This window comes from Rhodanobacter sp. KK11 (genome assembly GCF_033345435.1).
Taxonomy (GTDB): domain Bacteria; phylum Pseudomonadota; class Gammaproteobacteria; order Xanthomonadales; family Rhodanobacteraceae; genus Rhodanobacter.
Genome location: NZ_JAWPMI010000005.1, coordinates 326,056 through 351,138, shown reverse-complemented (window position 1 = coordinate 351,138; position 25,083 = coordinate 326,056). Strand labels below are relative to the sequence as shown.

20 protein-coding genes are annotated in these 25,083 nt (G+C 65.7%); 10 read left to right on the top strand and 10 right to left on the bottom strand.

Annotation, left to right across the window (positions count from 1 at the left end):
• Positions 1 to 90 precede the first annotated feature (90 nt).
• A complete protein-coding gene (locus R5H19_RS15110; protein ID WP_318159865.1) occupies positions 91 to 2,181 on the top strand; it encodes an Atxe2 family lasso peptide isopeptidase in 2,091 nt (696 codons plus the stop codon).
• 14 nt (positions 2,182 to 2,195) lie between these two features.
• Here the strand turns inward: R5H19_RS15110 and R5H19_RS15105 are convergent, their stop codons facing one another.
• Genes R5H19_RS15105 through R5H19_RS15095 form a run of 3 tightly spaced genes read right to left on the bottom strand, consistent with a single transcriptional unit; the run spans position 2,196 to position 4,805 of the window.
• Positions 2,196 to 3,944 (bottom strand): asparagine synthase-related protein, encoded by a 1,749-nt coding sequence (locus R5H19_RS15105; protein ID WP_318159864.1) that lies wholly within the window; start codon positions 3,942 to 3,944, stop codon positions 2,196 to 2,198.
• The gene (locus R5H19_RS15100) at positions 3,944 to 4,609 is read right to left on the bottom strand and encodes a lasso peptide biosynthesis B2 protein (protein ID WP_318159863.1); all 666 of its coding nucleotides are present in this window, start codon (positions 4,607 to 4,609) and stop codon (positions 3,944 to 3,946) included. The genes R5H19_RS15105 and R5H19_RS15100 overlap by 1 nt, the downstream gene beginning before the upstream one ends.
• A gap of 55 nt (positions 4,610 to 4,664) precedes the next feature.
• A complete protein-coding gene (locus R5H19_RS15095) occupies positions 4,665 to 4,805 on the bottom strand; it encodes a benenodin family lasso peptide (RefSeq protein WP_318159862.1) in 141 nt (46 codons plus the stop codon).
• 74 nt (positions 4,806 to 4,879) lie between these two features.
• Here R5H19_RS15095 and R5H19_RS15090 point away from each other — a divergent pair, with 74 nt between their 5' ends.
• Positions 4,880 to 5,074, top strand: coding sequence for a hypothetical protein (locus tag R5H19_RS15090; protein WP_318159861.1), 195 nt, complete (start codon positions 4,880 to 4,882; stop codon positions 5,072 to 5,074).
• Between the two features lie 159 nt (positions 5,075 to 5,233).
• On the top strand, positions 5,234 to 5,662 hold the full coding sequence (locus R5H19_RS15085; protein ID WP_318159860.1) for an H-NS histone family protein: 429 nt from the start codon (positions 5,234 to 5,236) through the stop codon (positions 5,660 to 5,662).
• Between the two features lie 176 nt (positions 5,663 to 5,838).
• On the opposite strand, the gene R5H19_RS15080 is transcribed toward R5H19_RS15085, so the two are convergent.
• The 6 genes from R5H19_RS15080 to R5H19_RS15055 form a co-directional block, all read right to left on the bottom strand.
• Entirely contained in the window at positions 5,839 to 6,468 is a 630-nt protein-coding gene (locus R5H19_RS15080) for a GntR family transcriptional regulator (protein ID WP_318159859.1), read from the bottom strand.
• A 742-nt stretch (positions 6,469 to 7,210) separates the two neighbouring features.
• The gene (locus R5H19_RS15075) at positions 7,211 to 9,724 is read right to left on the bottom strand and encodes an alpha/beta fold hydrolase (protein WP_318159858.1); all 2,514 of its coding nucleotides are present in this window, start codon (positions 9,722 to 9,724) and stop codon (positions 7,211 to 7,213) included.
• A 213-nt stretch (positions 9,725 to 9,937) separates the two neighbouring features.
• Entirely contained in the window at positions 9,938 to 12,517 is a 2,580-nt protein-coding gene (locus tag R5H19_RS15070) for a TonB-dependent receptor (protein WP_318159857.1), read from the bottom strand.
• 45 nt (positions 12,518 to 12,562) lie between these two features.
• Positions 12,563 to 13,024, bottom strand: coding sequence for an STN domain-containing protein (locus R5H19_RS15065; RefSeq protein WP_318159856.1), 462 nt, complete (start codon positions 13,022 to 13,024; stop codon positions 12,563 to 12,565).
• Positions 13,025 to 13,155: 131 nt separating this feature from the next.
• Positions 13,156 to 14,229, bottom strand: a complete 1,074-nt coding sequence (locus tag R5H19_RS15060; protein WP_318159855.1) for a FecR domain-containing protein — start codon at positions 14,227 to 14,229, stop codon at positions 13,156 to 13,158.
• On the bottom strand, positions 14,226 to 15,011 hold the full coding sequence (locus R5H19_RS15055) for an RNA polymerase sigma factor (protein WP_318159854.1): 786 nt from the start codon (positions 15,009 to 15,011) through the stop codon (positions 14,226 to 14,228). The genes R5H19_RS15060 and R5H19_RS15055 overlap by 4 nt, the downstream gene beginning before the upstream one ends.
• Before the next feature lie 392 nt (positions 15,012 to 15,403).
• On the opposite strand from R5H19_RS15055, the gene R5H19_RS15050 reads away from it, so the two are divergent.
• A complete protein-coding gene (locus R5H19_RS15050) occupies positions 15,404 to 17,218 on the top strand; it encodes a hypothetical protein (RefSeq protein ID WP_318159853.1) in 1,815 nt (604 codons plus the stop codon).
• 88 nt (positions 17,219 to 17,306) lie between these two features.
• Here the strand turns inward: R5H19_RS15050 and R5H19_RS15045 are convergent, their stop codons facing one another.
• The gene (locus tag R5H19_RS15045) at positions 17,307 to 18,500 is read right to left on the bottom strand and encodes a serine hydrolase domain-containing protein (RefSeq protein WP_318159852.1); all 1,194 of its coding nucleotides are present in this window, start codon (positions 18,498 to 18,500) and stop codon (positions 17,307 to 17,309) included.
• A gap of 170 nt (positions 18,501 to 18,670) precedes the next feature.
• On the opposite strand from R5H19_RS15045, the gene R5H19_RS15040 reads away from it, so the two are divergent.
• The 6 genes from R5H19_RS15040 to R5H19_RS15015 all read left to right on the top strand — a co-directional run bounded on the left by R5H19_RS15040 (position 18,671) and on the right by R5H19_RS15015 (position 24,985).
• Positions 18,671 to 19,279 (top strand): OmpH family outer membrane protein, encoded by a 609-nt coding sequence (locus R5H19_RS15040; RefSeq protein WP_318159851.1) that lies wholly within the window; start codon positions 18,671 to 18,673, stop codon positions 19,277 to 19,279.
• A 195-nt stretch (positions 19,280 to 19,474) separates the two neighbouring features.
• Complete coding sequence (locus R5H19_RS15035) at positions 19,475 to 19,990, top strand: DUF3016 domain-containing protein (protein ID WP_318159850.1); 516 nt, start codon at positions 19,475 to 19,477, stop codon at positions 19,988 to 19,990.
• A 97-nt stretch (positions 19,991 to 20,087) separates the two neighbouring features.
• On the top strand, positions 20,088 to 20,744 hold the full coding sequence (locus R5H19_RS15030; protein WP_318159849.1) for a thiopurine S-methyltransferase: 657 nt from the start codon (positions 20,088 to 20,090) through the stop codon (positions 20,742 to 20,744).
• 341 nt (positions 20,745 to 21,085) lie between these two features.
• Positions 21,086 to 22,657, top strand: coding sequence for a glycoside hydrolase family 30 beta sandwich domain-containing protein (locus R5H19_RS15025; protein WP_318159848.1), 1,572 nt, complete (start codon positions 21,086 to 21,088; stop codon positions 22,655 to 22,657).
• A gap of 51 nt (positions 22,658 to 22,708) precedes the next feature.
• The gene (locus R5H19_RS15020) at positions 22,709 to 23,629 is read left to right on the top strand and encodes a M14 family metallocarboxypeptidase (RefSeq protein ID WP_318159847.1); all 921 of its coding nucleotides are present in this window, start codon (positions 22,709 to 22,711) and stop codon (positions 23,627 to 23,629) included.
• 156 nt (positions 23,630 to 23,785) lie between these two features.
• On the top strand, positions 23,786 to 24,985 hold the full coding sequence (locus tag R5H19_RS15015; protein WP_318159846.1) for an alpha/beta hydrolase-fold protein: 1,200 nt from the start codon (positions 23,786 to 23,788) through the stop codon (positions 24,983 to 24,985).
• Positions 24,986 to 25,083: the final 98 nt, after the last annotated feature.

Below are 25,083 nucleotides of genomic sequence, written 5' to 3'. Positions count from 1 at the left end.
CTTTGTGACCCGCGGTGCGGGCGGGACCGAATGCCGGACGGGATCTGCCACCGCTTTTCCGGGTGGTGCCGGCCTAACTACGAGGTAATCATGAGCGGAAAAATTGCTGTAGAGACCGTACGCGCGGTGGCGTGTGCGGGATTGCTGGGTCTGCTTCTCCATGCTCCTTGTGGAGTCGCTGCGACCATCCGCCAGCTTGTCGAGGTTGTCGACATCAAGAATGTATCGGTTTCACCGGATGGGCGGCTGGTTGCCTTTCGGACCGAGCAGGCGTCGATCGAGCGGAATACCTATGAGACGGTCTGGTATGTACAGCCTGTTGACGGCGCATCGCCACCGAGGCGTCTGGGGGACGGTGGCGAGATGCTGTCGGACGGCGGCGGGTCGTCCAAGCCGGAGCTGCCAGTGTGGTCGTCCGACGGAAGGTGGATCTTCTTCCGTGCGGTCCATGACGCGCGGATCGAGGTCTGGCGCGCGGCGGTGGACGGCTCGCGTACCGAGCAGCTCACGCACGGGACCGCAAACGTGCGCAGCTTCTCGCTGAATCCTGACGGTTCGGTGCTCTATTACAGTGTCGGCGCCACACGCCAGGCGGTCAGCGATGCCGAGCTTGCCGAGTATGACCGGGGTGTCCATATCGATCGGACCGTGATGCTTGGAGAAGCGCTGTTCCGCTCGGGATTCCAGGACGGTCGCCTGGCGACGCAACGGCTCAGGGGCGGTGTGCGTCTGCCGCTATTGTCCGATGCGCCTGACCACTGGAAGGCGTTGAAGCTTTCCACCGGCGTCACGACCGAGCTGGCATTGGGTCGACACCCTGTAGCTCCGGTGAAGGCTGCCGATCTGCCGCCTGCTGACGGCGAGATATTGCGGATTGCGGAGGATCGCGGAAGCAAGCGGATTGCGGTGCTTCGTGAGCAAAGCGATCAGCAGGGGCGGGCAGGCCAGCATTCTGTTGTCCTGTCCATGCTGCCCGGCATAAAGTCTGGCCGATTGGTCAAATGCACCGCCGAGCCATGCACGGGCAAGCAGATCACCGACATCGTCTGGCGACCGGGAAGCGACGAGATCCTCTTCACCGTGTCCGAGCGTGACAGCGAACTGGAACAGTCGATTTTTCGCTGGAACGTCGTCACCGGCGATGTACTGCCGGTGGTTCGCTCGCGTGGTCAGATCACAGGAGGTGGGCGCTGGGGGGCGGAGCCATGTGCAGCCTCCGCCTCGGCCCTGGTGTGCGTCGCTGCCGAAGCAGATGTGCCACCGAGGCTGGAACGTATCGATCTGGAATCGGGAAGTCGGACGGTTCTCTTCGCTCCCAACCAGACGCTCGCTCAGGACATGAAGAAGTTTGTACGCGTTCGATTCGTCACCTGGACCGATGCGCAGGGTAGGCGTTACACCGGGCAGTTCTATCCCTCGACCGCGGGAGACGGCAGGCCACCACCCCTGTTTATCGTCTACTACCGATGTACGGGTTTTCTGCGCGGCAGCGTAGGGGACGAGTGGCCCCTTGCCACCTTTGCAGGGAGCGGCATCGCGGCACTCTGCATAAACGCTGCACCCTTGTCGGATGATGCGGTCGCGCGCTATCAGCAAGGGCTGTCGGCGGTAGAGGAGGCGGTGACGATGCTGGCGAAGCAGGGGGTCATTGATCCGACCCGCGTCGGCATGGGCGGGCTGAGCTTTGGATCCGAAGTCGCCGTATGGACCGCGATACACTCCGATCTGCTTCGCGCCATATCAGTGAGCTCGCCAGTGGTCACTCCGATGGGTAGCCTGATGATGAGCCTGGGTGGGGAGGCGGAGCACTCGCGCATGCGTCGCTATTGGCAGCTCGGAACCCTTGAGGAAACGCCGGATCACTGGCGGCAGCTGTCGCCGACCTACCATATCGAGCGGATGCGTGCTCCCGTCCTGATGCAGATGCCCGAACGGGAATTCAGGTACTCGCTGGACTTTATAGTGCCCCTCGTTCGAAGGCACCGTGCCGATGTATATGTGTTCCCCCATGAGCAGCATCAGAAGTCGCAACCTCGGCACAAGCTGGCTGTCTACCAGCGGAATCTGGACTGGTTCCGGTTCTGGCTGCTCGGCGAGGAAGACGCGGATTCGGCAAAGGCCAGCCAGTACGCCACTTGGCGACAGATGCGCCAAGGCCTGCCTGCTGTGCAGCCGCACTAGCGCTCGGTTCAGGGCTATTGGCGCTGCTGTCGAACCCAGTTCTCCAAGGCGCACAGCTGGAACAGCCGCATGAAAGACCCGTCGTCCGGGACTTGTTCGCGCTGCTCCAGTCGGCGCAATGCGTCGACGTCCACAAGGCCATGCGCTTGCAGTTGGCCGTCGGCGAGGAAGTTGGTGATCTCATGCTTCCTTCTTCGATGGAGTGCACCTAGGTAGGCAGTGAGTGTGCCTTTGCTCTTCCTCGCGATGACTTTCTGTGGAAGCAGCTCCGAGAACGCCTGCCTGGCAACAGCGCGATTCTGCCCGTCATGGAACCACATCCAGCTCGGAACGCGCAGGCACGTCTCGATGACTGGCTGCGACAGAAGCGGCATCCTGATCGGCTTGACGAAGCTGCGCAGGCCAGTGTCCTTGTAGGCCTGTGCCGTGCTGAGGTCGGCGATGCGTTGCCTATCTCCGGGAAGAGCGTAGGGCGGGTGTATCGACCAAGGATGCAACTCGGGTTCCAGGGCGTGCAACCGCGGAGAGACCAAGTAGAAGTCCGCCTTGTATTGCTGGGTCTTGTGCAGCATTTTGCGTAGCGCAAGGCGGCCTACCTTCCAATAGGTACATTGATGAAACGTGGAGAGGTCGACGATGGAGCGCAGGCCGGTACCAATTCCTGCCGCCATGAACGCGTCGGCTGCAGGTGCGGCGCTGGTGAGGTAGCCAAATACGGCGTCTCCACCAGCGCCGGAGAAGAAACTGTTCGCTTCGCAGCGCGCTGCCGATGACTGCAAGAGGCGGTCCACGGCATATTGAAGTGGCCCCACGGACGGTGAAACAAGCTCGTGAGGCACCGGGAAATCGAATGCCGCATCGTCGAATCCAAGCTCGGTCTCGAGCAATTCCACGCCCAGCATGTCGGCAACCGCCGCGGCATATTCACGCTCATCGGCGCCCGGTACCGGTGCCATCATCGTCGCACAGCTCACTTTTGCGCTCGAGCGTTTCAGGCAAGCCGCTATGATCGAGGAGTCCAGCCCGCCTGAGAGCTCTAGGAGGACCGACTGGTCGAGATCAGCCAGTGACTTGACGACCATCTCCACGCTGCTTCGTATTGCAGATGCGGCCTCGTTGCGATCCTCGTAGCGCACATCCGGGCGGACGAAGTTCCATGGATCCCAGTGGCGGGCTAGGTCGGCGCTGCCATCGCGTAGGTGCAGTGTGAGACCCGGAAGTAGCTCGCTGATTCCCGACAGCGTCGTTCGACTCGTTTTGAGGTTCGGGTAGATCAAGCGATACGCGATGGACTCATAGTCAACGTGCCGATGATAAAGACCTGCACGGGTCCCAAGTGTGACATCGGAAGTGACGAAGCCCTCGTTCGCATTCAACGTATACAGGCATGGAAGCTCGCACGCATGGGATGGGCTCCGCGTCACCGTGAGGGCACGCCAGTCGCCCGGTACAGGCTGTACAAGGATGTAGTCGCCCCAGCAGTTCGACAGGATGTAATCACGGGCTGCGGGAACGGAAGTCAGCGTAGGAAGCTGCCCCGCTTCAACGATCCGCTCGCCATCGCGGAAGTAAAGGTCGCCGATGATCGATCCGTTTTGCGACAAGTCAATGATAGGCGTGTCGCTCGATGCCAGGACGCAAGAGGCGCCGGCCTGCCATCTCGGTCGTATCCCGTTCTCCTTCAGGCGTGCCACAGGTTCGGAGTACTCCGCTTGACCCGTCTGCTCCTTCCAATCGACAAGCACGAGATAGGTGTACCGCATCAAAGCACCCTGATGGGCGAGTAGATCATGACGTTCCCCAGCGTGTCGTTCAGCACCAAATCCCCTGCCTGCACCCAGCAGTGAGCGGAGAACGGGTCGCAGGTGACACCAACTATGACGTTGACGCACAGGCGCCGTCTCTTCAGAAACTTAGCCATCGCGAGGGAATCGAGAAGACAGCGTGTACCGAGAGGTATGAGTCTTCTCGCTTCCAGAAAATTATGCGCAGCGTCCAACAGCTGTGGCTGGCTGCTTTCGGTCTCCGCTCTTCCCAGCCTGCCGTCAGCTCTGAGCTCTCGTTCGACAGTCCTCTTGATTCCAATTGTCTTCAGCTCAATCTGTGTCCAGCTAACCGTGGCGAAGACTTCGGCTAGGGTCCGGACGCTGCATGGAACAGAGGTGAAAGGTAGTTCCAGTGCGCTCAGCCGCGGCTTCTGTGTCGGCCCGCATGGATCCCTCGAGTGGGTCGATAAGTTTGTGAGAATATTTCGCTCGACAAGTAGTGCAATGTCGGCTTCAGTGCCGGCGTTGTCGAGCCAGTCCATGAAGGCACGCTCCATGCTGCCCGATAATCTGAAGTAACGATCGCCGCCCATGTCCAGGAAGATCGGGTGGCCATCGACTAGGCAGAATGAGAGATCGTCGCGGAGCGAGTAACTGGTCATCTTCGCCTTCACATAACCGAGTGCGAGGCGCACCGTATGGTGCGCCTCGCGTTTGTTACTCGGTGATTCCCGGAGTGGTGGCATGGCCCATGAACTCATTGCCAATTGGCAGTACTCCCCTGGTCTCGACACTGGCAACGCCGAGCTCGATGACGTCTTCCGGTGTGTCGTTGCGGATGTTCTCGTTCGTGTTCATCTCGATCTCCTACGTTCACGTCATGGCAGTTCCATGACGCAGGCAGCGTAGAAGTCGGAAAATTTGATTTTCAAATGATTTTTGCGCTGTCACTCGATGATTATTCCGGGAACGCGACGGCCGCCCTGCAATCCCGGGCCCCTGCTTCGACGCTTCATCGGCTGGCGGCATGGCCGCGCAGTACGCGCACCGCTGAACTCGATCGCCCGAACCTGCCGCTCGTGATCGACTCGCTGGCGCTGGTCAGCTTCGGGCTGAGCTGTACGTGAGGCTCTTCGGCGCCGGTTCTAAGGCGCTCATCCACGCATCGCCACTCAGGCCGTGAAGCAAACGGACGACGTGTAGGGGAATGCCTCTTCTTTTTGTAGGTAAATTCCTGTTCACTCGGATAGACTCCCGTTTTTGACCCACTGCCGAAGAGCACAATCATGGCCATTAATCTTGAAACGCTGTCCCCTACCGAACTCAAAGCGCTCATCGCCGATGCCCAATCGCAGATGCAGGCTGCCCATGCCAATCACGTCAAAGAGGTACGGGAAAAAATCGAGCGCCTGCTGAAAAGCAGCGGCCTCACCCTGGCCGACGTGTATCCGGCACGTGGTGGCAAGGGCGCCAAGGGGCCGAAGTCGGTAGTGGCCCCCAAGTACCGCAACCCTGCGAACGCCGCCCAGACGTGGTCGGGCCGTGGCAAGCGGCCGCTGTGGTTCGTTCAGGCGCTGAAGAAGCGCGGCACCACCGCCGAGAGCCTCCTGATCGAGGGCGCACCCAAGGCGGCTCCGGCGAAGGCCGCCAGGAAGGGCGCGGCCAGGAAAGTTGCAAAGACCGCTGCCAGGAAAGCGGCCAAGAAAACGGCCTGAGGTCCAGGCGAGCCACGTTCCGCGGCGCAGACGAAAACCTGCGCCCGGAACCCTGGCATCTTCCGGGCCCCGAAAAGCGGCTGCCTAAGGCCCGCTTGCTGGCAGGGCAGCGGCCGAAGCGGGCAACCGCCGTGGTCGCGCAAGGCGGACCCGCCGGCAGGGCACGTCGGCGAGGTCTAGTGAAGGTAGTCGCTGCCTTCGCTCAGCAGGGCCACGATGCACGGCACGAGTTGCTTGCGGCGCTCGTGATAGTCGTGCAGTGCGGATTTCAGGGTCCGCATGTCGCGAGCCTGCCAGTGCCGGTTCAGCTCCGTAAGCTCTTCGAAGCGGTTCCCGAACAACCCTTGCGCGGCCCGGCGTATCGGCGCCAGCCGGTCGTTGGCCTGCTTCACGGCATGGTGCAGGAACCCTTGGGCTGTCGCGCGGGCGATGGCGTCGAACAGTTGCCAGGTCAGCTTGACCAGGTCGTCGTCGGCGGAGGCAAGCTCCAGCAGCTCTGTCTTCCGGGCCGTCGGCGCCACGCCGATGTCGCATGCCATCGACAACAGGCGCTCCATCCAGTCATAGAGATCGCGCATGGCGACTTCGGTGAGCAGCGGAACGTGCAGCCCACTGCGGGCATGATCGACCAGCAGCGCTTCGCCGACCAGCCGGTAAAGGGCGAATCGGACGGGCGTGGGGCTGGTGTTGAACTCCGCGGCAATCACGGCTGGATCGATCCGCTGCCCGGGGGCATAGCGCCCCGACCGCAGGGCGCATTTGACTTGTCCGTACACGAACACGCTCTTGGAGTGGATCGCATCCATAGCTGAACTCCCTGTCTGCGAATGCCTCCCGGGCGGGGTGGTACAAGGATTTGGCGTCACGCAAAGGGTCGGATTTTCGGCCCGTTCGTTGGCTGTTTCGCATTGCGTCTTTATGACGGCCCGTGAAATCGCACGCTTGTACGTCGCAGTGTGTGACGTGCGTCACAGAATTTGAGAAATCCTTGGCGCCGCTTTGCTGCCAAGTAGGCCCTCCCTCGCCTCCCATCGTCGGGGCGTGGCGATCCTGTTTTGTGCCGCCAGCCTGCCGGAGCTTGCGAGCGTCATCGCGCGTCAGCGTCGAGAAAGATCGCCACCACGCGCTTGCCTGGTGCTTTCGGAAAAGGGTTGCCAGCCAGCACCTGGGCCATCCCGGCGGTGCTGCGTATCGGCACGCCGACCGGTTTGCCGGCATAGTCGTGCAGTTGCTGTTCCAGCTTTTTCTCACCGCGGATTCGCCGAGCTTGCTGGTGAGGCGTGCGTTGCCGTTGACGATGCAGGTGTGCACGTCCGCGAAGCCGATGGTTTAGTACAGGGTCTTGAGTTCGCTCATCGGCAGTTTGCCGGCACCACCGACATTGACGGCCCGAAGCAGGGCTATGCCATGGGTCATCGCAGCATCCCGCTGGCGGAGCCAGCGCCTCGCTTCGGGCTCGCGCGCCGGTGAATCGAGCGGCCGAGGGCGACGGTGGCGGCCGATCCGGGGCAACTGCCTCCCTGTCCGCTCCCTTTGTACTTCGCTCGTTTACTTGGCAGTCCTGCTTGCCGGCTGTGCCTTCACGTAGTAGTCGAGCCATTCCAGGGAGCGCTGCCAGGAGTCGCGGATATTGGCTTTGGCCTGCAGGTTGTGCCCCTCTCCCCAATATTGCGCAAGCTGCACGGGAACGCCCTGCCGATCCAGAGCGACATAGAGCTTGCGCACCGAAGTAGGCACCGTGTCGAACTCGCCGTAAGTGAGAAGCAAGGGTGTTCGAGCGGACTTTATTTGGAAATACGGACTGTTGCGCAAGTAGCGATCGAGCTGTTCGTGCGGAGGGCCCTTCATGTCCAGCGCCATGCCTTCTGTTTCGAGGTATAGCGGCCCGCGCAGCCTCATCAGGCTTGGCGCACATTCACTAAGGGCTTCGGATGGATAGGGGGTCTGCGCCAGATCGATCAAATCCGGAAAGGCTGCCGATACCACAATCGCCCGGAAGCGGTCGGTTTTGACCTCCAGTGCGAGACCCAGGTAACCGCCGAATGAGTGGCCGACGAATCCGACTTTCTGCGGGTCGGCATAACCTTGCCTAATGGCGCCATCCAAGGCGCTGAGAGCTGTGTCCGCGAAATGCTGGAGCGGCTCGTCCGTGGCCTGGTCGCCGTAGGGGATCGTTGGCTCGATCACCACATAGCCGGCAGCCGCCAGCAAATTTTGGTGGTAGAGATGGAAATTGTTGAGTGAGTTCTTTCGGGTCCCATTGACCACGGTCCCGGGATAACCCAGCACTACGGCGGGAGATGACCGTCCTTCGACGTGATCGTCCGGAAGCCACAGGCGACCGGCTACGGATTGGCCCGAACGTAGCGTGTAGTGGAATATGCGCTGCCTGGCTGGACGGATCGCCCCAAGATGCTTGTTCCATTCAAGCTGCTTCCACGATCCGTCTCTCCCGACCCAAAGATACGTTCCATTGTTTCGTGCTTCCGTAAACACGTAAGCGCGATCGTCGCCCACGATCGCGGTCAGCACTGCCTCGCGTGAGGGCTTCGCTATGGGAGTGGCGCGGGTTTCCGGGAGACGAAGGTCGACATGCAGGTAGTCTTCGCCCCGGGCGATGGCAAGGCCTGCGCTCGAAGGGTCCCCGGGCTTCGGCAACGCCATTTCGCCTTGCAACGGTAGCGAGAGCTCGATACGCCCTTCACGATCCAGTACCTGAAGCTGTTGCTCGACAACAACGGCGACCCGGTTGTCGGGAGTACGCAGCACGCGCCCCGGGACCCGAAACCCCCAGGCTCCGGATCTCCGGGAAATCATGTCGCTTGCGGCAAACGGACTTCGACTGGCCAGGTACTGCACTTGCCCGCCGTTGAGGGACAACAGTTCGGCAAGCACTTCGGCATCGAGCGTGGATTCAGCCTCGACACGTTGCACCTGCATGTCGGGCACCGTAATGCTTGCCACGAAGTTGCGTTCCGGTCCCAGGTAGACCGGCACCGTCATGAGGCGGCTATTGATTGCCCAGCGGGGGAATCGCCTTGGAGAAACGAAGTTGAAACCGTTTACGCCGGGTACGGCGCCAAGGTCTTTCCGCGCAGCAAGGTCCACCATGTGGAGTTCCGTCTCGACGTGTGCATCCATGTGCGTCTGGTTGTATTCGAGGACCGATGCCTGGAGTCCGGCTGTGCCAGGTGGCTTCGGCGCCGTCGCAACGATTGCTGCTGCGAACCCTCGGTCAGGCGACAACGACACTGCGCGCACCGCACCGGCAAGCAATTCCGTGATGTGGCCGGACTCGATATCCACGAGCGCCAGAACATCCTCGACGCCACAGACCGAAGGCTTGCGGGAGTCCCATACCGTTGCGGACGCCCGACCCTCGCGCAGGTCTGCCCATCGCTCATTCCATATCTTGTCCGGCCTGCCCGCCGGGTAGCTCCGGTCGCTGCGCGACGGCCCACCGACCTGGAGTTGCATCAGCAGCGTGTGGTTGTCGACCCATCCAGCCCACTCCCGCGCAACGGGCGAATCGGACCTGCCGAAGTTCACCTGGAAGTCGACATTCCGAGGGGCAACGGCAGCGAGGCTTCCGGTCGAGCGTTTCCAGACGACCGGCACCATGTCGATTCCATCACCATGAAGGAATGCCAGGCTTTGGCTGTCGGGAGACCAGATGGGGCTCCACGCCGCTCGCGCGTCGTTCGAGCCATCCGTCAGGCGCGTGCTCCGGCCGGTCGCCACATCGATCAGCCAAATATCCTGCCGCTCGGCATCAAGCGTTTGTACTTCCACGTTGCGCGGGCGAGATACCTCGACGGCGAGCAGCGCGCCGTCGGGAGATGGCCGAACAGCGCCGAGTTCCGTCAGCTTCAGGAAGTCCTCGAGAACCGGAGGACGGAGTAGACCGCTCGCGCTCCTGCCCGACACTGCGCCGACGGCAGCACCACTCTTCTGTGCGCATGCTTCCGCCCCGGTGAGCGCCAGCAACAGCGCCGCTGAGCCGAGTAGCACCCGCGAAGCCAGCTTCGGATCCCATGCTGGCATCCATGCAATCTTCATCATCGTTTTCTCGCAAGCGCGTTCACGTGGCATGGATTGGGCAAGGGCACGGCCCGCCGCACCGCTTTCCCGGGACGGTCTGTCATGACCGGCATTCCGCCCGTCATGTCCGCCGTGGACGCTGGTGGCGAGGGACGAAGTCGCGCAAGCCGGGACTGGCCCTGCGCTTCAGGCGGTGTTGCGGGTCGAGTCACCTGCCCGGACGATGCGCCGGTATCACCAGTGCTTGGATATCGCGATGCTCAGATAGCGGCCGATCGCCGAATAATTTGTCGAGTCGTAGCGAAAGGCCGTGGCCGAAGTGGGCGTGTACGACGGCGGCGCCCGATCGAGCAGATTCTGCGCCGACAGCTCGAACACCAGGCCGGACAACGCATCGTCGCGTTCCCCGGTGGCATAGCGCAGGGTGGCATCGAAGGTAGTGAACGAGGCCGACCTCACGCCATTCAATGTGTTGGTCACGCCACCGGCGTAGTTGGCGAAGGTCGAGGCGCTGAAGCCGCCGTGATTCCAGACCGTACCGATGCGAGCGGTGACCTTCGGCGGGTTGAACAGGGTGCCCGCCAGGTCAAAGGCAGCCTGGTTCGAGCTGGTCTGTTGCCGGCTGTGCAGCCAATTGGCCGAGCCGCGGATCGTCAACCGGCCGGCACCAAGATCGAACCGGTACGAACCCGACAGATCGAGGCCCTTGATCCGTTGCCGCGCTGCGTTTGTGTACAGGTCGTTGGCGATCGCAACCACCTTGCTCGCATCGTAGGCGGCGCCGGCATAGTTGTAGAACGCGGAAGTCGTTGCGAGGATATTCGCCTGCTTCGCGGCCGTCGGGGAATAATCGATGAACTTGGCGTAAGCAGGGCTGCCAAGGGCCTGGGACAAATTGGGAAGAGGCTGCACTACGCGGTCGGTATAGTTGATGTCGAACCAGGTCAACTCCGTTTCCAGGTCGGGCAATGCCGCGGGGTGAAATGCCAGCGACGCGCTCCAGGTCTCTGCCCGTTCGGGCTTCAAGTCGGGGTTGCCGCCGTAGGGCATCAATACCGTGGCGTCGGCGGCATATCCGGTGCCGCCGAAGTAGCTCGCAGTGTAGAGATAGGTGGATTGGGCCTGGCCTTGCTGCAACAGCGTAGGCGCCTTGAAGGACTTGCCCCAGGATGCCTTCAGGGTGAAATCGTCGTGGGGGCCGTAGATCAGGCCGACTTTGGGAGTAGTGACACCGTCGAAGCTGTCATAGTCCTCACCGCGCACCGCAGCGCTCAGTTCCAGCCTCTTCACGCCGCGCATGTCCTGATCCGGGCCGATCAGGGGCAGGTTGATTTCAGCATAGGCAAAGCGACTGTTGTTATCTCCACTTGCACTGGTACTCCCGGTTGTCAGGCTGCGCTGCACGAACTCGTTCGACCTGTAACCGGCACCGACGGCGAGCCGCGCATCGCCACCGGCCAGGGTAAACAACGGACCTTCGGCGCCCACCTCGTACGTGCGGCTCTTGTTGCCGTAGAAGGTTCCACCCGACGACACCTTTGTCGGCAGCACCGTCGATGTGGAGTAGTCGGTCTTTTCCTCGCCCCAGCTTCCCCCGATCGACAGCGTCCAGTCGCTAGGCAGCAGGACCTCGATGTTGGGTGACAGCAGAGATGTCGTGGTTTCGGGCGCGGCGATGGCGTAGAGGCCGGAGAATCCTTGATAGACGGTTCCACTGCGTTCCGTCCTGAGCGCATCCAGGCGCAACTCCACGACATCGCCAAGCGACTGGTGGGCGCTGAGCAGGCCACTGTGCAGGTCATTGCCCGAGTAAATCGTGTAGGGGTCGTACATGTTCTGGGTGTAGTCGCGCTGATCGGCGTAGATGGGATCGGCGGAGACATCCTTGTAAGTCGCGATCAGGCCGCCAGTGGACCAGGTCGTGCCCGCGGTGAGGTTGTATTCGTGCGTGCTCAGCCCACCATCGGTCGTGTCACCGTAACGCACCCCTATCGCCACTCCGTCGAAGTCGCGCTTGAGGATCACGTTGCCAACACCGCCGACTGCATCGGAACCGTAGATCGCGGAAGCCCCGTCCGGGACGATTTCGAGGCGCTCCACGGCTTCGACCGGGATCGCACTGATATCGACAGCCTGCACGAAGCCGCCGTACGACAGGCGCCGGCCGTTGAGCAGCGTCAAGGTTGCGTCCGGACCCAGGCCGCGCAGGTTCAGGCTCGAGCCTCCGGCGAGGTTCTGGTTGGCAAGGCTGCCGGCGGAACCGTTGACGACCCCCGGATTCTGTCCACCCGAGAAGTTTTGCGGGATGCTGCGGATCACCTCGCCCAAGTCGTGAAAGCCTTCTTCCTGAATCCGCTTGGACCCAATGGCGATGACCGGCGACGGCGTCTCGCCGCCACGAATGCGCGTACCGGTGACGGTGACGGTATCGAGCGTCTTGCCCTCGGCCACTTGTTGCGAAGTGCCTTGGTCGGTGCCGGTCGAGGGCGTTTCATTTCCTATCGATATCGTGCCCTCATTGATCCTCCGGATGGTCAGTCCCGTGCCTTCCAGCATGGCCTGCAGGCCATCGACAGCGGTATAGGTGCCTTCCAGCGGATGTGTCGTGATGCCCGCCACCAGATCCCGGGAGAACACCAGGGTGATGTCGGCCTGCTCGGCGAACGCATTGAGTGCCGAAGCAGCGGCTTGTGCCGGCACATCGAAGCTCTTCCTGTCGGCGGCCTCCTGTGCGTGGGCATTCGACACCGCGCCACCGATGCCCATGGCGACGGCAAGTGCATTGCAAAGGATGTGGCGGCGGAAGTGGTTCATCGCAGAATGGCCTCGCATGGTTGCATTCTCTCCCCGGAGATGGACTCAGATTCCCGGCGTTGCCACCGGCTTGTCCTGAAGACGGGCCTGCGCCGGATTTCCGCTACACCGGCGCGAGTCGCCCTGCCGGCCTTCTGGTCCAGGCCCGTTCGGTACGGTGGGCGACGCAAGCCTGCAAGACGCCAGTGGGCAGATCAGATACGTCCCATCCACCGCCTGCCGATATCCCAGCGCGGTGCCGTGCAGCAACCGGGTGAGTCCGTCACCCACGCTGAAGCTGCCTTTCAAGGGGCGGGTACGTTCCCCGTCCACCAGGTCATAGGAAAAGATCAGCGTGACGTCGGCCTGCTTCGCGAACTCGTTCAGTGCGGAGGCCGCCGGCTGAGCCGGGATGTCGAAGGGCTTCTTCCCCTTGGCGTCGGCTGCGACGCACCCAGACATGTTGAGCAGGCAGAGCACGAGTGCCGGCAACAGGAGCCCGTGCGAAAATCCAATGGTGTTTCCCATTCGATCTGCTTATCGAGGTGACGACGCAGTTGCGCCTTGTCACTGATAGACGGGTCTGGGCCTGGTTTCCGCTATTCCCATGCCGAAACACTTGCCCTTGTCTCAACCCTGTTCCGCAGTCGAAGGGGCGACTACTGGTGCGTCGATGGTGCAGGCGCACGTGCGTGGATGTAGACCAGATGGTCCGACGTGCGGCGCACCGTGACCGGGAATGCATGGGTAAGTGCCTGCAGGAACCCATCGACATCGCCCGTACGGAAACGCCCGCCCACGCGCAGGTTGTAGATGCTGGCGTCGGCCACGACCAGCCGCGTGTCGGTGTAGCGGTTCAATTCCGCGATGGCCTGCACCAATGGTTCGCCGTCGAAGACGATGGCGCCCTCGTGCCATGCCAGGGTGTTGGATACGGCCGTCGGCGGGATCCTGGCCACCGGCGACGCAGCCGCCGCTTCGAAGCGCTGGCCGGCCACCAGCTCGCTACGCGCGGGCGCGATGACCATCGGTGATGCACCGGCAACGACATTTACCGGCATTCCGGACTGCGGCGTCACCTCCACCTTTCCTTCGGTGACGATGACTTCCACATCGCGCGCGTCGCGCATGCGCACGTTGAATTCGGTGCCTACTGCACGCACCACGATGTCCCCGGCATGCACCAGGAACGGGCGCTCGGGGTTCTTCGCCACGTTGAACGAGGCCTCGCCCTTTTTCAGGTAGACCGCGCGCTGCCCCCTGGTGAAACGCGTCTCCAGGATGGTGTTGGTGTTGAGCTGCACCACCGAGCCGTCGGCCAGCGTCATGCTGCGCTGCTGGCCCACCGCGGTGGCCAGGGTCTGCGATTCGTTGCCGCGCTGGTACCAGAAGAAGCTGCCGGCGATGAGCGCCAGCGACGCGGCCATCGCCAGCGGCGCCCACCGACGCAAGCGGCCACGCACCGGCTTTGCAGCCTTGGCGTGCAGTCGCCGTTCCTCGGCCACGAAGGTGGCAACCTTCTCGTCGCGCTTGGCCTCGGCCAGTTCGTCCAGCGATCGCCACACGCCGCCCAGCTCCTCGAACGCGCGACGATGGCGCGGGTCGCGCCGCAGCCATTGCTCGAACTCGCTGCGTACCTGGGAAGCGACGTCCTCGTCATCCAGCCGCCACACCCAGGCGGCGGCCTCCTCTTCCAGTTCGGCCAGGCTGCGAAATTTCAGTACGTCGCTCATCGGTTGCCCCCTTCATCCGTGAGTTCGCGCACGTTGCGTCCCTCATCCACCGATACGGCTTCGCCCGACTGATCGTGGTCGCGCAGGTGGTCCCGGCACCGCACCAAGCCCTTGGCGACATGTTTCTCGATGGTGCTCTGTGAGATGCCAAGCACCGCGCTGATCTCCGCTTGCGACAATTTGTAGACCTTCCGCAGCACGAATACGCGGCGGCAGATCGGCGGCAGGCTGTCTACTGCCGAGCAGAACGCCTCGAACCGGCGGCGCGCATCCAACTGCTGTTCGAGTTGGGGGTTGCTTGAAGAGACGCCGAGCGCGTCGAAATCCGCCACTGCATCGGTGGCGCGGCTGACCCGGCGGCGCCCCAGCTCCACCGCCAGGTTGTGGGCGATGGTGATCAGCAGCGCCTTGGGCGATTCGACCGTGGTGTAATCCTGGATGCCGTAGATGCGCAGATACGTATCCTGGATGACGTCCTCGATGTCTTCGTCGGAGTTCAGGTACTTGCGCAGATACCGCTGCAGCATCTGCCGGTGGCTGAACACCTGGTTGAGGAACCATTCGTGGCGATCGGTCGACATGGCGAGAGCGGCGGCTGACAGACAGCTGTCGCGCCATGGAACCGTGCCGGCGCCCCGGTGTAAAGCAAAAACGCACCTGCAAGCGCCTGTTTTTGCGAATGCGCTGCAGGAGTGGCGGAAATGCTCCGGCCACCCGTCTCTATGGGGTTTTGCCGTGTCGATTTCGCACGATCCGCCGCCGTCCGGCGTCGGTTCGGCCATGCAGGCACTCGGTCGTGCGGCGCATACCGTGACACGGCGACTGAGCTTCCCCCGCAGTCGCGGCCTTGCTGCTGTCCAGACGCTCATCGGTCATCGCGGATGCCGTCCAGGTGTGCGTCATGCGACGCCAGGGTAGGGATTCACGCGGCATCACGTGGCGTGTGCGGCAGGTGCATCGGCCGCGGCGCATGGCCCGGGCGCTTTTGCGGTACCTTGGAGGCGCGCATGGCGTGGTCTCCTCCGGCTTCGTGACCGGTGGAGGATGGCCACATCATGCACACGCTGCTTCCCCCGTCGGCGCGCAGCCGTCGACAGGATGAGGGAAGTCCGCGAGGAAACCTCGGCCGCCATCCAGTCCCGGCGGCGAGTCGAATCAACAGGGGGAGGGGCTCATGGGGAATGGCTTGTCGGCGACCATGTCGCGAATGCTGGCGTGGGGAGTGTTGAGCCTTGCCTTCGCCGTGCCGATGGCATGGGCAACGGGCACGGACGAGGCTATGCACGCCCCGGCGCAAAGCCGGGCGGATCCGGCGGTGTGGGGCGTTTATGCGCGACTGCTCGACCAACGCTGGAGCGCCGTGGACGGCGGCACGATCCTGTTCCAGTGGTCCAGGCCCGGGCAGGAGATGGTCGAGACCATGGTCGGGTCGTCGCTGGCGCCCAAGCGGATCGAGCGCGGCAGCAAGCCGGGCGAGTTGTATTACGCGGACAGCTCGACGGGGTTGAAATTCCGGTATGTCGGCGCCGTGCAACCGGATGGCTCGGTATTGTTCGAGCATCAGGGCATCATGAAGACCGCGTTCCGGGTGTTGATCAACGCCGACGGCCTGATGGAACACCAGTGGGTGAAGGTGAAAGACGGCCAGGTCACCGTGCGTGACCGCTATACGCGGCAGTACCGCAACGTGGGCGCCGAATCCCCGGCCCGGGTGGCTGCCACCCCGGTCGAAGGTACGTCGCCGGATTCCGCCACGACACTGACCGCCGGCCCTCTCGTCCATACCTCCGCAGCCGTCGTGGCGGCCTCGCCCGATACCCTGCAGGCGACCTTCGGCGATCTGGTCCGCTATGCGGGCCAGCGCCTGGTCGGCCGAACCATGCAGCTCGAGATCCAGTGGCTGGGGGACGATGCGCTTGCCATCCAGTTCTACGGTGCGAGCGGCAATCCGTGGCGTCGATATGTCGTGCGCCGTTCGCCGAACAAGCCCGGGGCCCTGGTCCTCGCCGAAAGTCCCTTCGGCAATGCCCGCATGCACGCGCAGCGCAATGCCGATGGCTCGCTGTTTGTCGACTCCCAGGAAGATTGGTTCCATGGCTGGCGCTACACCTATCTGTTCCAGGCGACGCCCGACGGCTTGATGGCCACTTTCAACAATGAGTTCAAGAATGGCCTGCGTCTCACCCTCAGCAGCATGGGCGGGACCACTAATGAAAAGACCCTCTACAAGCCCTATACCGAGGAAGCTGCGGTGGAGGCGGCGGTGGCCGCCCGCATGAAGGCCCACAACGACCGCATTGCCGCCGAGAACCAGCGGCGTGAGCAGCAACTGCACGACGCGCGTGTTGCCGCGGCCTTCAGCGGCCTGGTGCAGGGCATGTCGCAAGGAATGGACAGCCACGCGCAGGCCCGGGAGGCGCAGCAGGCTTTCCTCGACGAGACGGCGGTTCGCGCACAGGTCATTGCCGAGATGCGCCAGGAACAACGGCTGGAGCAGGCGGGCGCAGGGCGCGACGCCGCGACGGCGCCGCAGCCGGCGAGCGAGACCGGCCGACCTGTTGCGGACGGGCGGGCCGCCAGCGGCGAGTCCGCCGTGAAGAACGACACCCCCGCAGCGTCAGCGGGCGCTGCCATCGTGGTGGCCGGGCAGCCTGGAGCGCCGTCCGCGGTAGCCAGGCCGGCCAGCAACACCTGGACCCCGCATGCGCTGTGCATGTACATAGGCCCGACCCGGAAGCACGAAGACGAGACCACGGCCACGATCTATTTCTCCCGGGTCACCCGCTTCGAAGTGGAGGGCCCTTTTCCCCAGGGCGCCGTGGAGAACAACTTCGTCGCCGACCTGCGTGCGAGATACGGCGATGCGGGGTTGGGCTCGCCGGTCTGCCACGTGGGCACCGAGGCAGAGATGGCCGAGGCGCGGCGCCATCAGGACACTGTTCGCCCCAGGTATCAAAAGGAAAGCACGGGCATCGCGCTGCGATTGTGAGCTCGGGGGCGAAGCAAAAGGTGCCAGGGGACAATTTGCTGCGGACTTCTCATAAGGCCCGTGCCGCTCATGACCGGGGATATATGGCTTAACGCGCCAGCGCCTCTTCCACCGCGCTGAACGCCGACTTCCCGCCCGACCGCTCGTCCGGCATGCCGGTGGCGAACCAGACCACGCCGGTGCCACGCTTGCGATCCACCCACAGCCCCGCCTGCAATCCATACGCGGAGCCGGAGTGGCCTACGCGCGCCACGCCGTCGCCGAACGGGTCGTCGCGGCAGCCTTTGACCGGCGTGGCCAGCGTCTGCACGGCGAGGCCGTAGCGGCAGAAGAAACCGGCGTCGTCGCCGCCGGTGTCTTCCTCCCAGGTCAGGCCGTTGCCAGGGCGGTATTGCCACTCGGGGCCGACCATCGCCTGGATGGAGCCGGGTTCGAGCAGGCGCTGGCCGTCGAGGCTGCCGTCGCCGAGCAGCAGCTGGCCGATGCGCGCCAGGCCCCTGGCGGAAATGCGCAGGCCGCCCTGCGGCGAGAACAGCGCGCCGTTCTCGCCGGCGCGCCAGTGCGACAGTTCGCAGCTGCCGTCGCTGGCCGGGGTCACCGGGCAGGCGGGCTTGCGGCCGTGGTTGTCGTCCTTCACCGGCTTGCCGTCGGCGTCGTACAGCACCACCGCGCGGGCGGCGGCCGCGTCGCTGCACAGCGCCCAGTTGAAGCAGGCGTCGAGGCCCAGCGGGCGCAGCACCAGGCGCGCCATCAACCGGTCGAAGCGCTCGCCGGTGGCACGCTCCATGATCTGCGCCACCAGCGGGAAGTTGAGGTTGGCGTAGCGGAAGTAGCTGCCCGGCGCGTGCTTCGCGTCCCAGGCGCGCGGGTCCTCGAGGATCTCGCGCAGCTCGCCGCCCAGCGGCGTCTGCCAGTAGCCGGCGGCGTCGGTGAGGCTGGAGCGATGCGACAGCAGCAGGCGCAGGGTGATCGGCACCTGCGGGAAGGCCGGGTTGCGCAGCCGCCAGCCGAGCAGGGTGGATGCGTCCGCATCCAGGTCGAGCTTGCCCGCTTCCGCCAATCGCATCACGCCCAGCGCGGTGACCAGCTTGGAGATCGAGGCGATGCGCACCGGGTCGTCGGCGCTGACCTCGCGGCCGGTGGCCTGGTCGGCATGGCCGTGCGCGCGGATGGCGGTGACGCCGTCGCGGTCGAAGGCGACGCGCACCGTGGCGACGGGCTCGCCGGCCCACGCGTCGGCGCTCAGCAGCAGCAACAGGCAGACGATCCAGCGCAGGGGCATGGCCCGCTCCGTTCGCGGCAACAGGAAATGAAGGGGGATTAAGGCATACCGGGGCGGCGATGGGAACCCGGCGGCCATCCAGCGGCCGGTCGGCTGCGAGTATGCTGGCGGCTTCGCCGTGGGCCGCCGGGCCCGCGGAACTTCCAAAGCCTTGCCATCGGATGCCTCCCATGAACCTGCATCGTTCCCTGTTTGTCGCCGCGCTGGCCGCCGCCGGCCTTTCTTTCGCCCCCGTGACGCCGGCGCAGACCGCCGCCGCACCCGCCAGCCATGCGCTCGAGGGCAATCCGGTGCCGGGCGTGTGCATGCTTTCGCGCGAGGCGGTGTTCGCGCAGTCCAAGGTAGGGCAGGCGGCGAGCGAGCGGCTGAAGCAGTTGGCGACGCAGCAGCAGTCGGTGCTGGAGAACCAGCGCAAGCCGCTGGATGCCGAGATCCAGGCTTTCCAGCAGAAAGCCGCGTCGCTCACCGAAGCGCAGCGCCAGCAGCAGGGCCAGGCCCTGCAGCAGCGCATGCAGGCCTACCAGGCGCAGGTGAACCAGGTCGGTGAGCGCATCCAGCTCACCCGCGGCAAGGTCATGGCGCAGATCGGCGAGCAGGCGCAGCCGGTCATCGCCAGCTCCTACGCCAGCCATCACTGCGGCCTGCTGCTGAACCGCGACGCGGTGCTCGGCGGCAACACCAGCAACGACCTCACCGGCGAGGTGGTGCGCGGCCTGGACGGCAAGATCACCACGCTCAACTTCAACCTCGAGCCGGCGCCGGCAAATACCGGCAAGTAAGCCGCAGACAGGGCACCCGCTGGCCGGTCGCTTTCCGGGCGACGCCGGCCCGCGGCCGTCGCAGGAAAACCGGGTAGGCATCGTTGCGGCGGCGTTGGCCGCCCCGTGTTTGTCCGGACGTATACTGGTGCCCGCTGTGCCACGGCCGCGACAGCCGCCCGCTCCGGCCGCACGAACCGTCGCGGGAGAGCCGCCATGAAAACTTCCCCGTTGCTGCGCCTGCTGTGCCTGGCCTGCCTTGCGTTCGCCGCCGCCGTCGTGCAGGCCGCGACCACGCCGGACGCCGTCAGCGTGCGCTACAAGGACCCGCAGCATTTCACCGAAGCCACGCGCAGCCGCGGCGTGCACCTGGTCAACCCCGACGCGTACCTGGCGCCGCTCAAGGCGTACATCGTGCAGCGCGCCGCGCGCATCCTGGCGCCGGGCCAGCGGCTGGAGATCGAGGTGACCGACGTGGTCCGCGCCGGCGCCTACGAACCCTGGCGCGGCCCCGACTTCAACGACGTGCGCATCGTCAAGGACATCTATCCGCCGCGCATCGACCTCGACTTCACCCTGTACGGCACCGACGGCAAGGTGTTGCGCCAGGGCCAGCGCAAGCTGCGCAACGCGGCCTTCCTCAGCAGCAGCTCGCCGGTCGACCAGGACTCGCTGCGCTACGAGAAATCCCTGATCGATCGGTGGCTGCGCCGCGGCGTGGACAATCTCTAGACGATCGCCTTCGCGGACCGCGAGTTCCGGATTTCCGCTACGTCGCTGGCACCTGCGCCATGCCAGCGTGATCCCCCACGTGTCGACAGGAGACCCCATGGATCCCGAGTTCTGGTTGCAGCGCTGGCGCGAAGGCCGCACCGGTTTCCACCAGGCGGCGCCGACGCCGCTGCTGCTTCGGCACTGGCCGGCGCTGGCGCTGGCGCCGGGCAGCCGGGTGTTCGTGCCGCTGGCCGGCAAGTCGCTGGACCTGCTGTGGCTGGCCGGGCAGGGGCATCGCGTGCTGGGGGTGGAGCTGTCGCCGCTGGCGGTGGCGCAGTTCTTCGACGAACACGGCCTGACGCCGCAGGTGCACGCCTCGCGCTACGGCATCCACCACGTGGCCGGCGAGATCGAGCTGGTCTGCGGCGACGTGTTCGAGCTGGATGCGGCGGCTCTGGCCGATTGCGCGGCGGTGTACGACCGCGCCGCGCTGATCGCCTTGCCGGCGGACCTGCGCGGTCGCTACGTGCGCGAACTCTACGCGCGGCTGCCGGCCGGCTGCCGCGGCCTGCTGGTCACGCTGGAATATCCGCCGCACGAGAAGCAGGGCCCGCCGTTCGCGGTGCCGGAAGCCGAGGTGCGCGAGCTGTATGACCGCGACTGGACGGTGACGACGCTGGAGCGCGCCGACATCCTCGCGCAGCAGCCGGGCTTCGCTGCCGAAGGGGTGAGCGCGCTGGAGACAGTGGCGTACCGGCTTGCGAAGCGATAAGCCCGGCGTGCTCCGCGCGTCCGGGGCGACGCCATGCCGGCGGCGGTTCCGCCGCGCGAAAGTGCGATCGGGTTCCTTTTTCCGGCAGCACGGGCCTGCGCCCAGCGGCGGGCAGGCCGAAACGGTGTCAGGATGCTTGCCGGTCCGGCCTTGCCGGACACGCCGGCTTGCGCCCGCGGGAGACGCAGCGGGCAGACGGGACGGCCGCGTTTGCGCGAGTCGACGCGGCCCCCGGTTTCGCTGCACTCTTCGCGGGCCCGCCATGCGCAAGCCAGGGGGCTTCGTGATCGTGAGGTTGTCGCCAGTGAACTGCAATGCGGACGATGGGATCGGCGTGCGCCATGGATGAGCGCAATGGGGTTCCCGGCTGGCTGGCGATCGCGTCCTTCGTGTCGATTACCGTGCTGGCCCTGTGGGCGCTGGCGCCGCCGCGCGTGCACTTTGCGGTGGAGGGCGGCGTCGTGCTGGCGCCGCCGCCGCCGCAGGCCGCGGTCAGGCTGTGGCTGAGCACCGCCGATCGCCGGCTGCGCCTGGCGCGGCAGCCCGATATCGAGGCGGGCGCCGGCGATCCGTCGCCCGCCGACGTGGTCATCGACGTCGAGCGCAAGTACCAGTCCATCGTCGGCTTCGGCGCGGCGCTGACCGACTCGTCGGCGTGGCTGCTGCAGCACCGGCTGGGCGCGCCGCAGCGCGCCGCGTTGCTGCGCGAGCTGTTCGGCCCGCCGCCCGGGCTCAACTTCAGCATGACGCGGCTGACCATCGGCGCCTCGGATTTCTCGCTGCAGCCGTACACGCTGGACGACCTGCCCGCCGGCGACACCGATCCGCAGCTGCTGCATTTCAATGTCGCCGCGAACCTGCCGGAGCTGATACCCACCGTGCGCGAGGTGCTGGCGATCAACCCGCAGCTGCGCATCATCGCCTCGCCGTGGAGCGCGCCGGCGTGGATGAAGACCAGCGCGAACCTGATCGGCGGCAGCCTGCTGGAGTCATTCGAAAGCACCTACGCGGACTACCTGGCCAAGTACGTCGACGCCTACCGCGGCTACGGCATCCCGATCTTCGCGCTGACCGTGCAGAACGAACCGGCCTTCGTGCCGCTGACCTACCCGGGCATGGAGCTGTCCGCGGCCGCGCGCTCGCGCATCATCGCGCAGTACCTCGGCCCGGCGCTGGCGCAACGCAGCCCGAAGACGCTCATCCTCGGCTGGGACCACAACTGGGACCAGCCGGACCAGCCGCTGGGCGTGCTGGCCGATCCCGACGTGGCGCGCTACGTCGACGGCGTCGCCTGGCACTGCTACAGCGGCAGCCCGTATGCGCAGGGCCAGGTGCACCGCGCGTTTCCGGACAAGGACGCCTATATCACCGAGTGTTCCGGCGGCGACTGGGAGTCGGCCAGGAACGGCGAGCTGCTGTGGTTCACCCGCGACCTGATGCTGGTCGGTCTGCGCCAGTGGGCGCGCGGCATCGTGTACTGGAACGTGGCGCTGGACGAGCAGCATGGCCCGCATTTCGGCGGCTGCGACCTGTGCAAGGGCGTGGTCACGATCGACTCGCGCACCGGCGAGGTGAGCCGCAACGACGAGTACTACGCGTTCGCGCACTTCAGCCGTTTCGTACTGCCCGGTGCCGTGCGGGTGCGCTCCACCGACACCAGCAAGGGCGTTGCCAACGTGGCGTTCCAGAATGCCGCCGGCGGCTCGGTGGTGCTGGTGATGGTCAACGGCGACGCGCAGCCGCGCCGCGTCACCGTGGCGCAGGGCCAGACCCGCTTCGCTTACACCCTGCCGGCGCAAAGCGTGGCCACCTTCGAATGGCGGCTGGCCGGCGCGCGTCCGCCTGTGGCGGCGCCGCCGTCGCCGACCACTGCCGCCACGGCCGCCACGGCCGCGCGCGACGCCGGCGGCTGAGCCCGGTGCTACAGTGCTGCGTTCCCTTGCCACAGCGAAGCGAGCAGCACGATGACCAGCCAGGCCTTCTACCCCATCGGCACACCCGGACGTCCCTGGGGCGACGCGGAGGTGGCGGCCTGGCGCTCGCGGCAACGCGTGCAGCGCAGCTACGCGAAGCAGGTGGCGAGCGTGATCGAGGCCTTGCGCGCGCGCTTCGACGTATCGGAATACGGCCGCCTCGACTATCCCTCCGGCGGCTATCCGCTGTTCGCGATCAGCAGCCGCGGCTGGCGCGACGAGCTGCCCGTCGCGCTGGTGACCGGCGGCGTGCACGGCTACGAAACCAGCGGCGTGCACGGCGCGCTGCAGTTCGTCGAACAACACGCGGCCGCCTACGCGGGGCAGGTCAACCTGCTGGTGGCGCCGTGCGTGAGCCCGTGGGGCTACGAGCGCATCCATCGCTGGAATCCCGACGCGCTCGACCCGAACCGCTCGTTCCGCGAGCACAGCCCGGCGCAGGAATCGGCGGCGTTGATGGGCCTGGTCGCGCCGCTGCGCGAGCGCGTGCTGGTGCACATCGACCTGCACGAGACCACCGACAGCGACGAGAGCGAGTTCCGCCCTGCGCTGGCCGCGCGCGACGGCAAGCCGTTCGAGCCGGGCACCATCCCCGACGGCTTCTACCTGTGCGCCGACAGCGCACGTCCGCAGCCGGCGTTCCAGCAGGCGGTGATCGCGGCGGTGGAGAAGGTCACCCACATCGCGCCGGCCGACCCGGACGGCACCATCATCGGCTCGCCAGTGGTGGCGCGCGGCGTGATCGAGTACGACTACCGCAAGCTGGGCCTGTGCGCCGGCATCACCGACGCAGCGTACAAGACCACCACCGAGGTCTACCCCGACAGCCCGCGCGCCACGCCCGAGCAGTGCAATGCCGCGCAGGCGGCGGCGGTGTGCGCGGCGATCGACTACGCGCTGGCGCACGGCTGAAGGCTTCGATCGGCGCGGCGGGTGCGGGCGGGCCCCAGGGCGGGGGCTTGCCTGCCGCGCCGGCAGCGCGCCGCCGGTCGCGACTTCGCATTGCCATGGCCGGCGCAAGGGCCTACGCTGCCGCACCGGGGTGATCGACGACGTGCGAGGTGGACGATGTTCTGCCGCATCCTGCTGACCGGAATATTTTGTTTCGCCGGCTGCATCAGCCGGGTCGACGCACGCGCTGCCGTGGCCTCCGGCCAGGCCGCCGCTCCTGCCGCCGCAGCCTCTGCCGCCGCGGCACCGGCGCCCCCGCTTGCCGGCCGGGTGATCGAGTTCGCCGTGCACGGCGCGGCGCTGGAAGGCAACCGGCTCGGCGATTCGCCGGAGCGTCGGGTCACCGTCTATCTGCCGCCGAGCTACGACCGTGCCGCTACACGGCGCTATCCGGTGATCTACTCGCTGGGCGGCTACGCGCCGCTGCCGGCTGTCGCCGGGCAGGCCGACTTCGGTCCGCTGCAGATGATCATCGCCGCCACCGACCAGGCCATCGTGCACGGCCGCCTGGGCGAGGTCATCGTGGTGCAGGTCGAGGGGCACAACCGGCTGGGCGGCAGCTTCTGGGTGAACTCGGCCAGCACCGGGCGCTGGGAGGACTTCGTCACCCGCGACGTGGTGGCCGCGATCGACGCCGCGTTCCGCACCATCGCCCGACGCGACAGCCGCGGCCTGTATGGCGGCTCGATGGGCGGTTACGGGGCGATCTCGATCGCCATGCATCGTCCGCGGCTGTTCGGCACGGTGTTTGCGCAATCGCCCTGCTGCCTGGCACTGGTCGCCGAGCTGGGACCCACGCCGGCCTGGCCGGCGCTCGGGCAGCTGAGCCTGGAACAGGCCGACGCCGCCTTCCGCCAGGGCGACCCGCGCGCCCTGGAGGGCATGGCGCTCGCTGCGGCGTTCGCCCCGGACGCCGCGCGGCCACCGTTCTATGGCGACCTGCCCTACCACATGCAGGGCGACCGCGTGGTGCCCGACGAACCGGCCCATGCGCGCTGGGCCGCGCAGCTGCCGCCGGCGCGGCTGGACCGCGAGGCGGCGGGCCTGAAGACGCTGCACGGCCTGCGCATCCAGTATGGCGACCAGGACAGCCTGCGGCACATCGTGATCAGCCTGCCGGCATTCCACCGGGCGCTGCTGGCGCATGGCGTGCCGCACGAGTTCCACGTCGACCACCTGGGCCACATGGGCCGGACGCGCTTCGCGGACGACGCGGTGCCGTTCTTCGCGCGCACGCTGGCGGGCGCTGCGGCGGACGGGCAGCGGGGCGATCGCGTGACCGGTGTCGCCGGCGCGAAAGCCGACGCCAGCCAATGACCGGCCGCCTGCCTTGCCTGCCTGCGGCGGGGCGATCGTGGCCGTGCCGGGCCGACTCGCCGTCGCCGTGCGGCCGGTTTGCGCGGGCCGCGTGACCC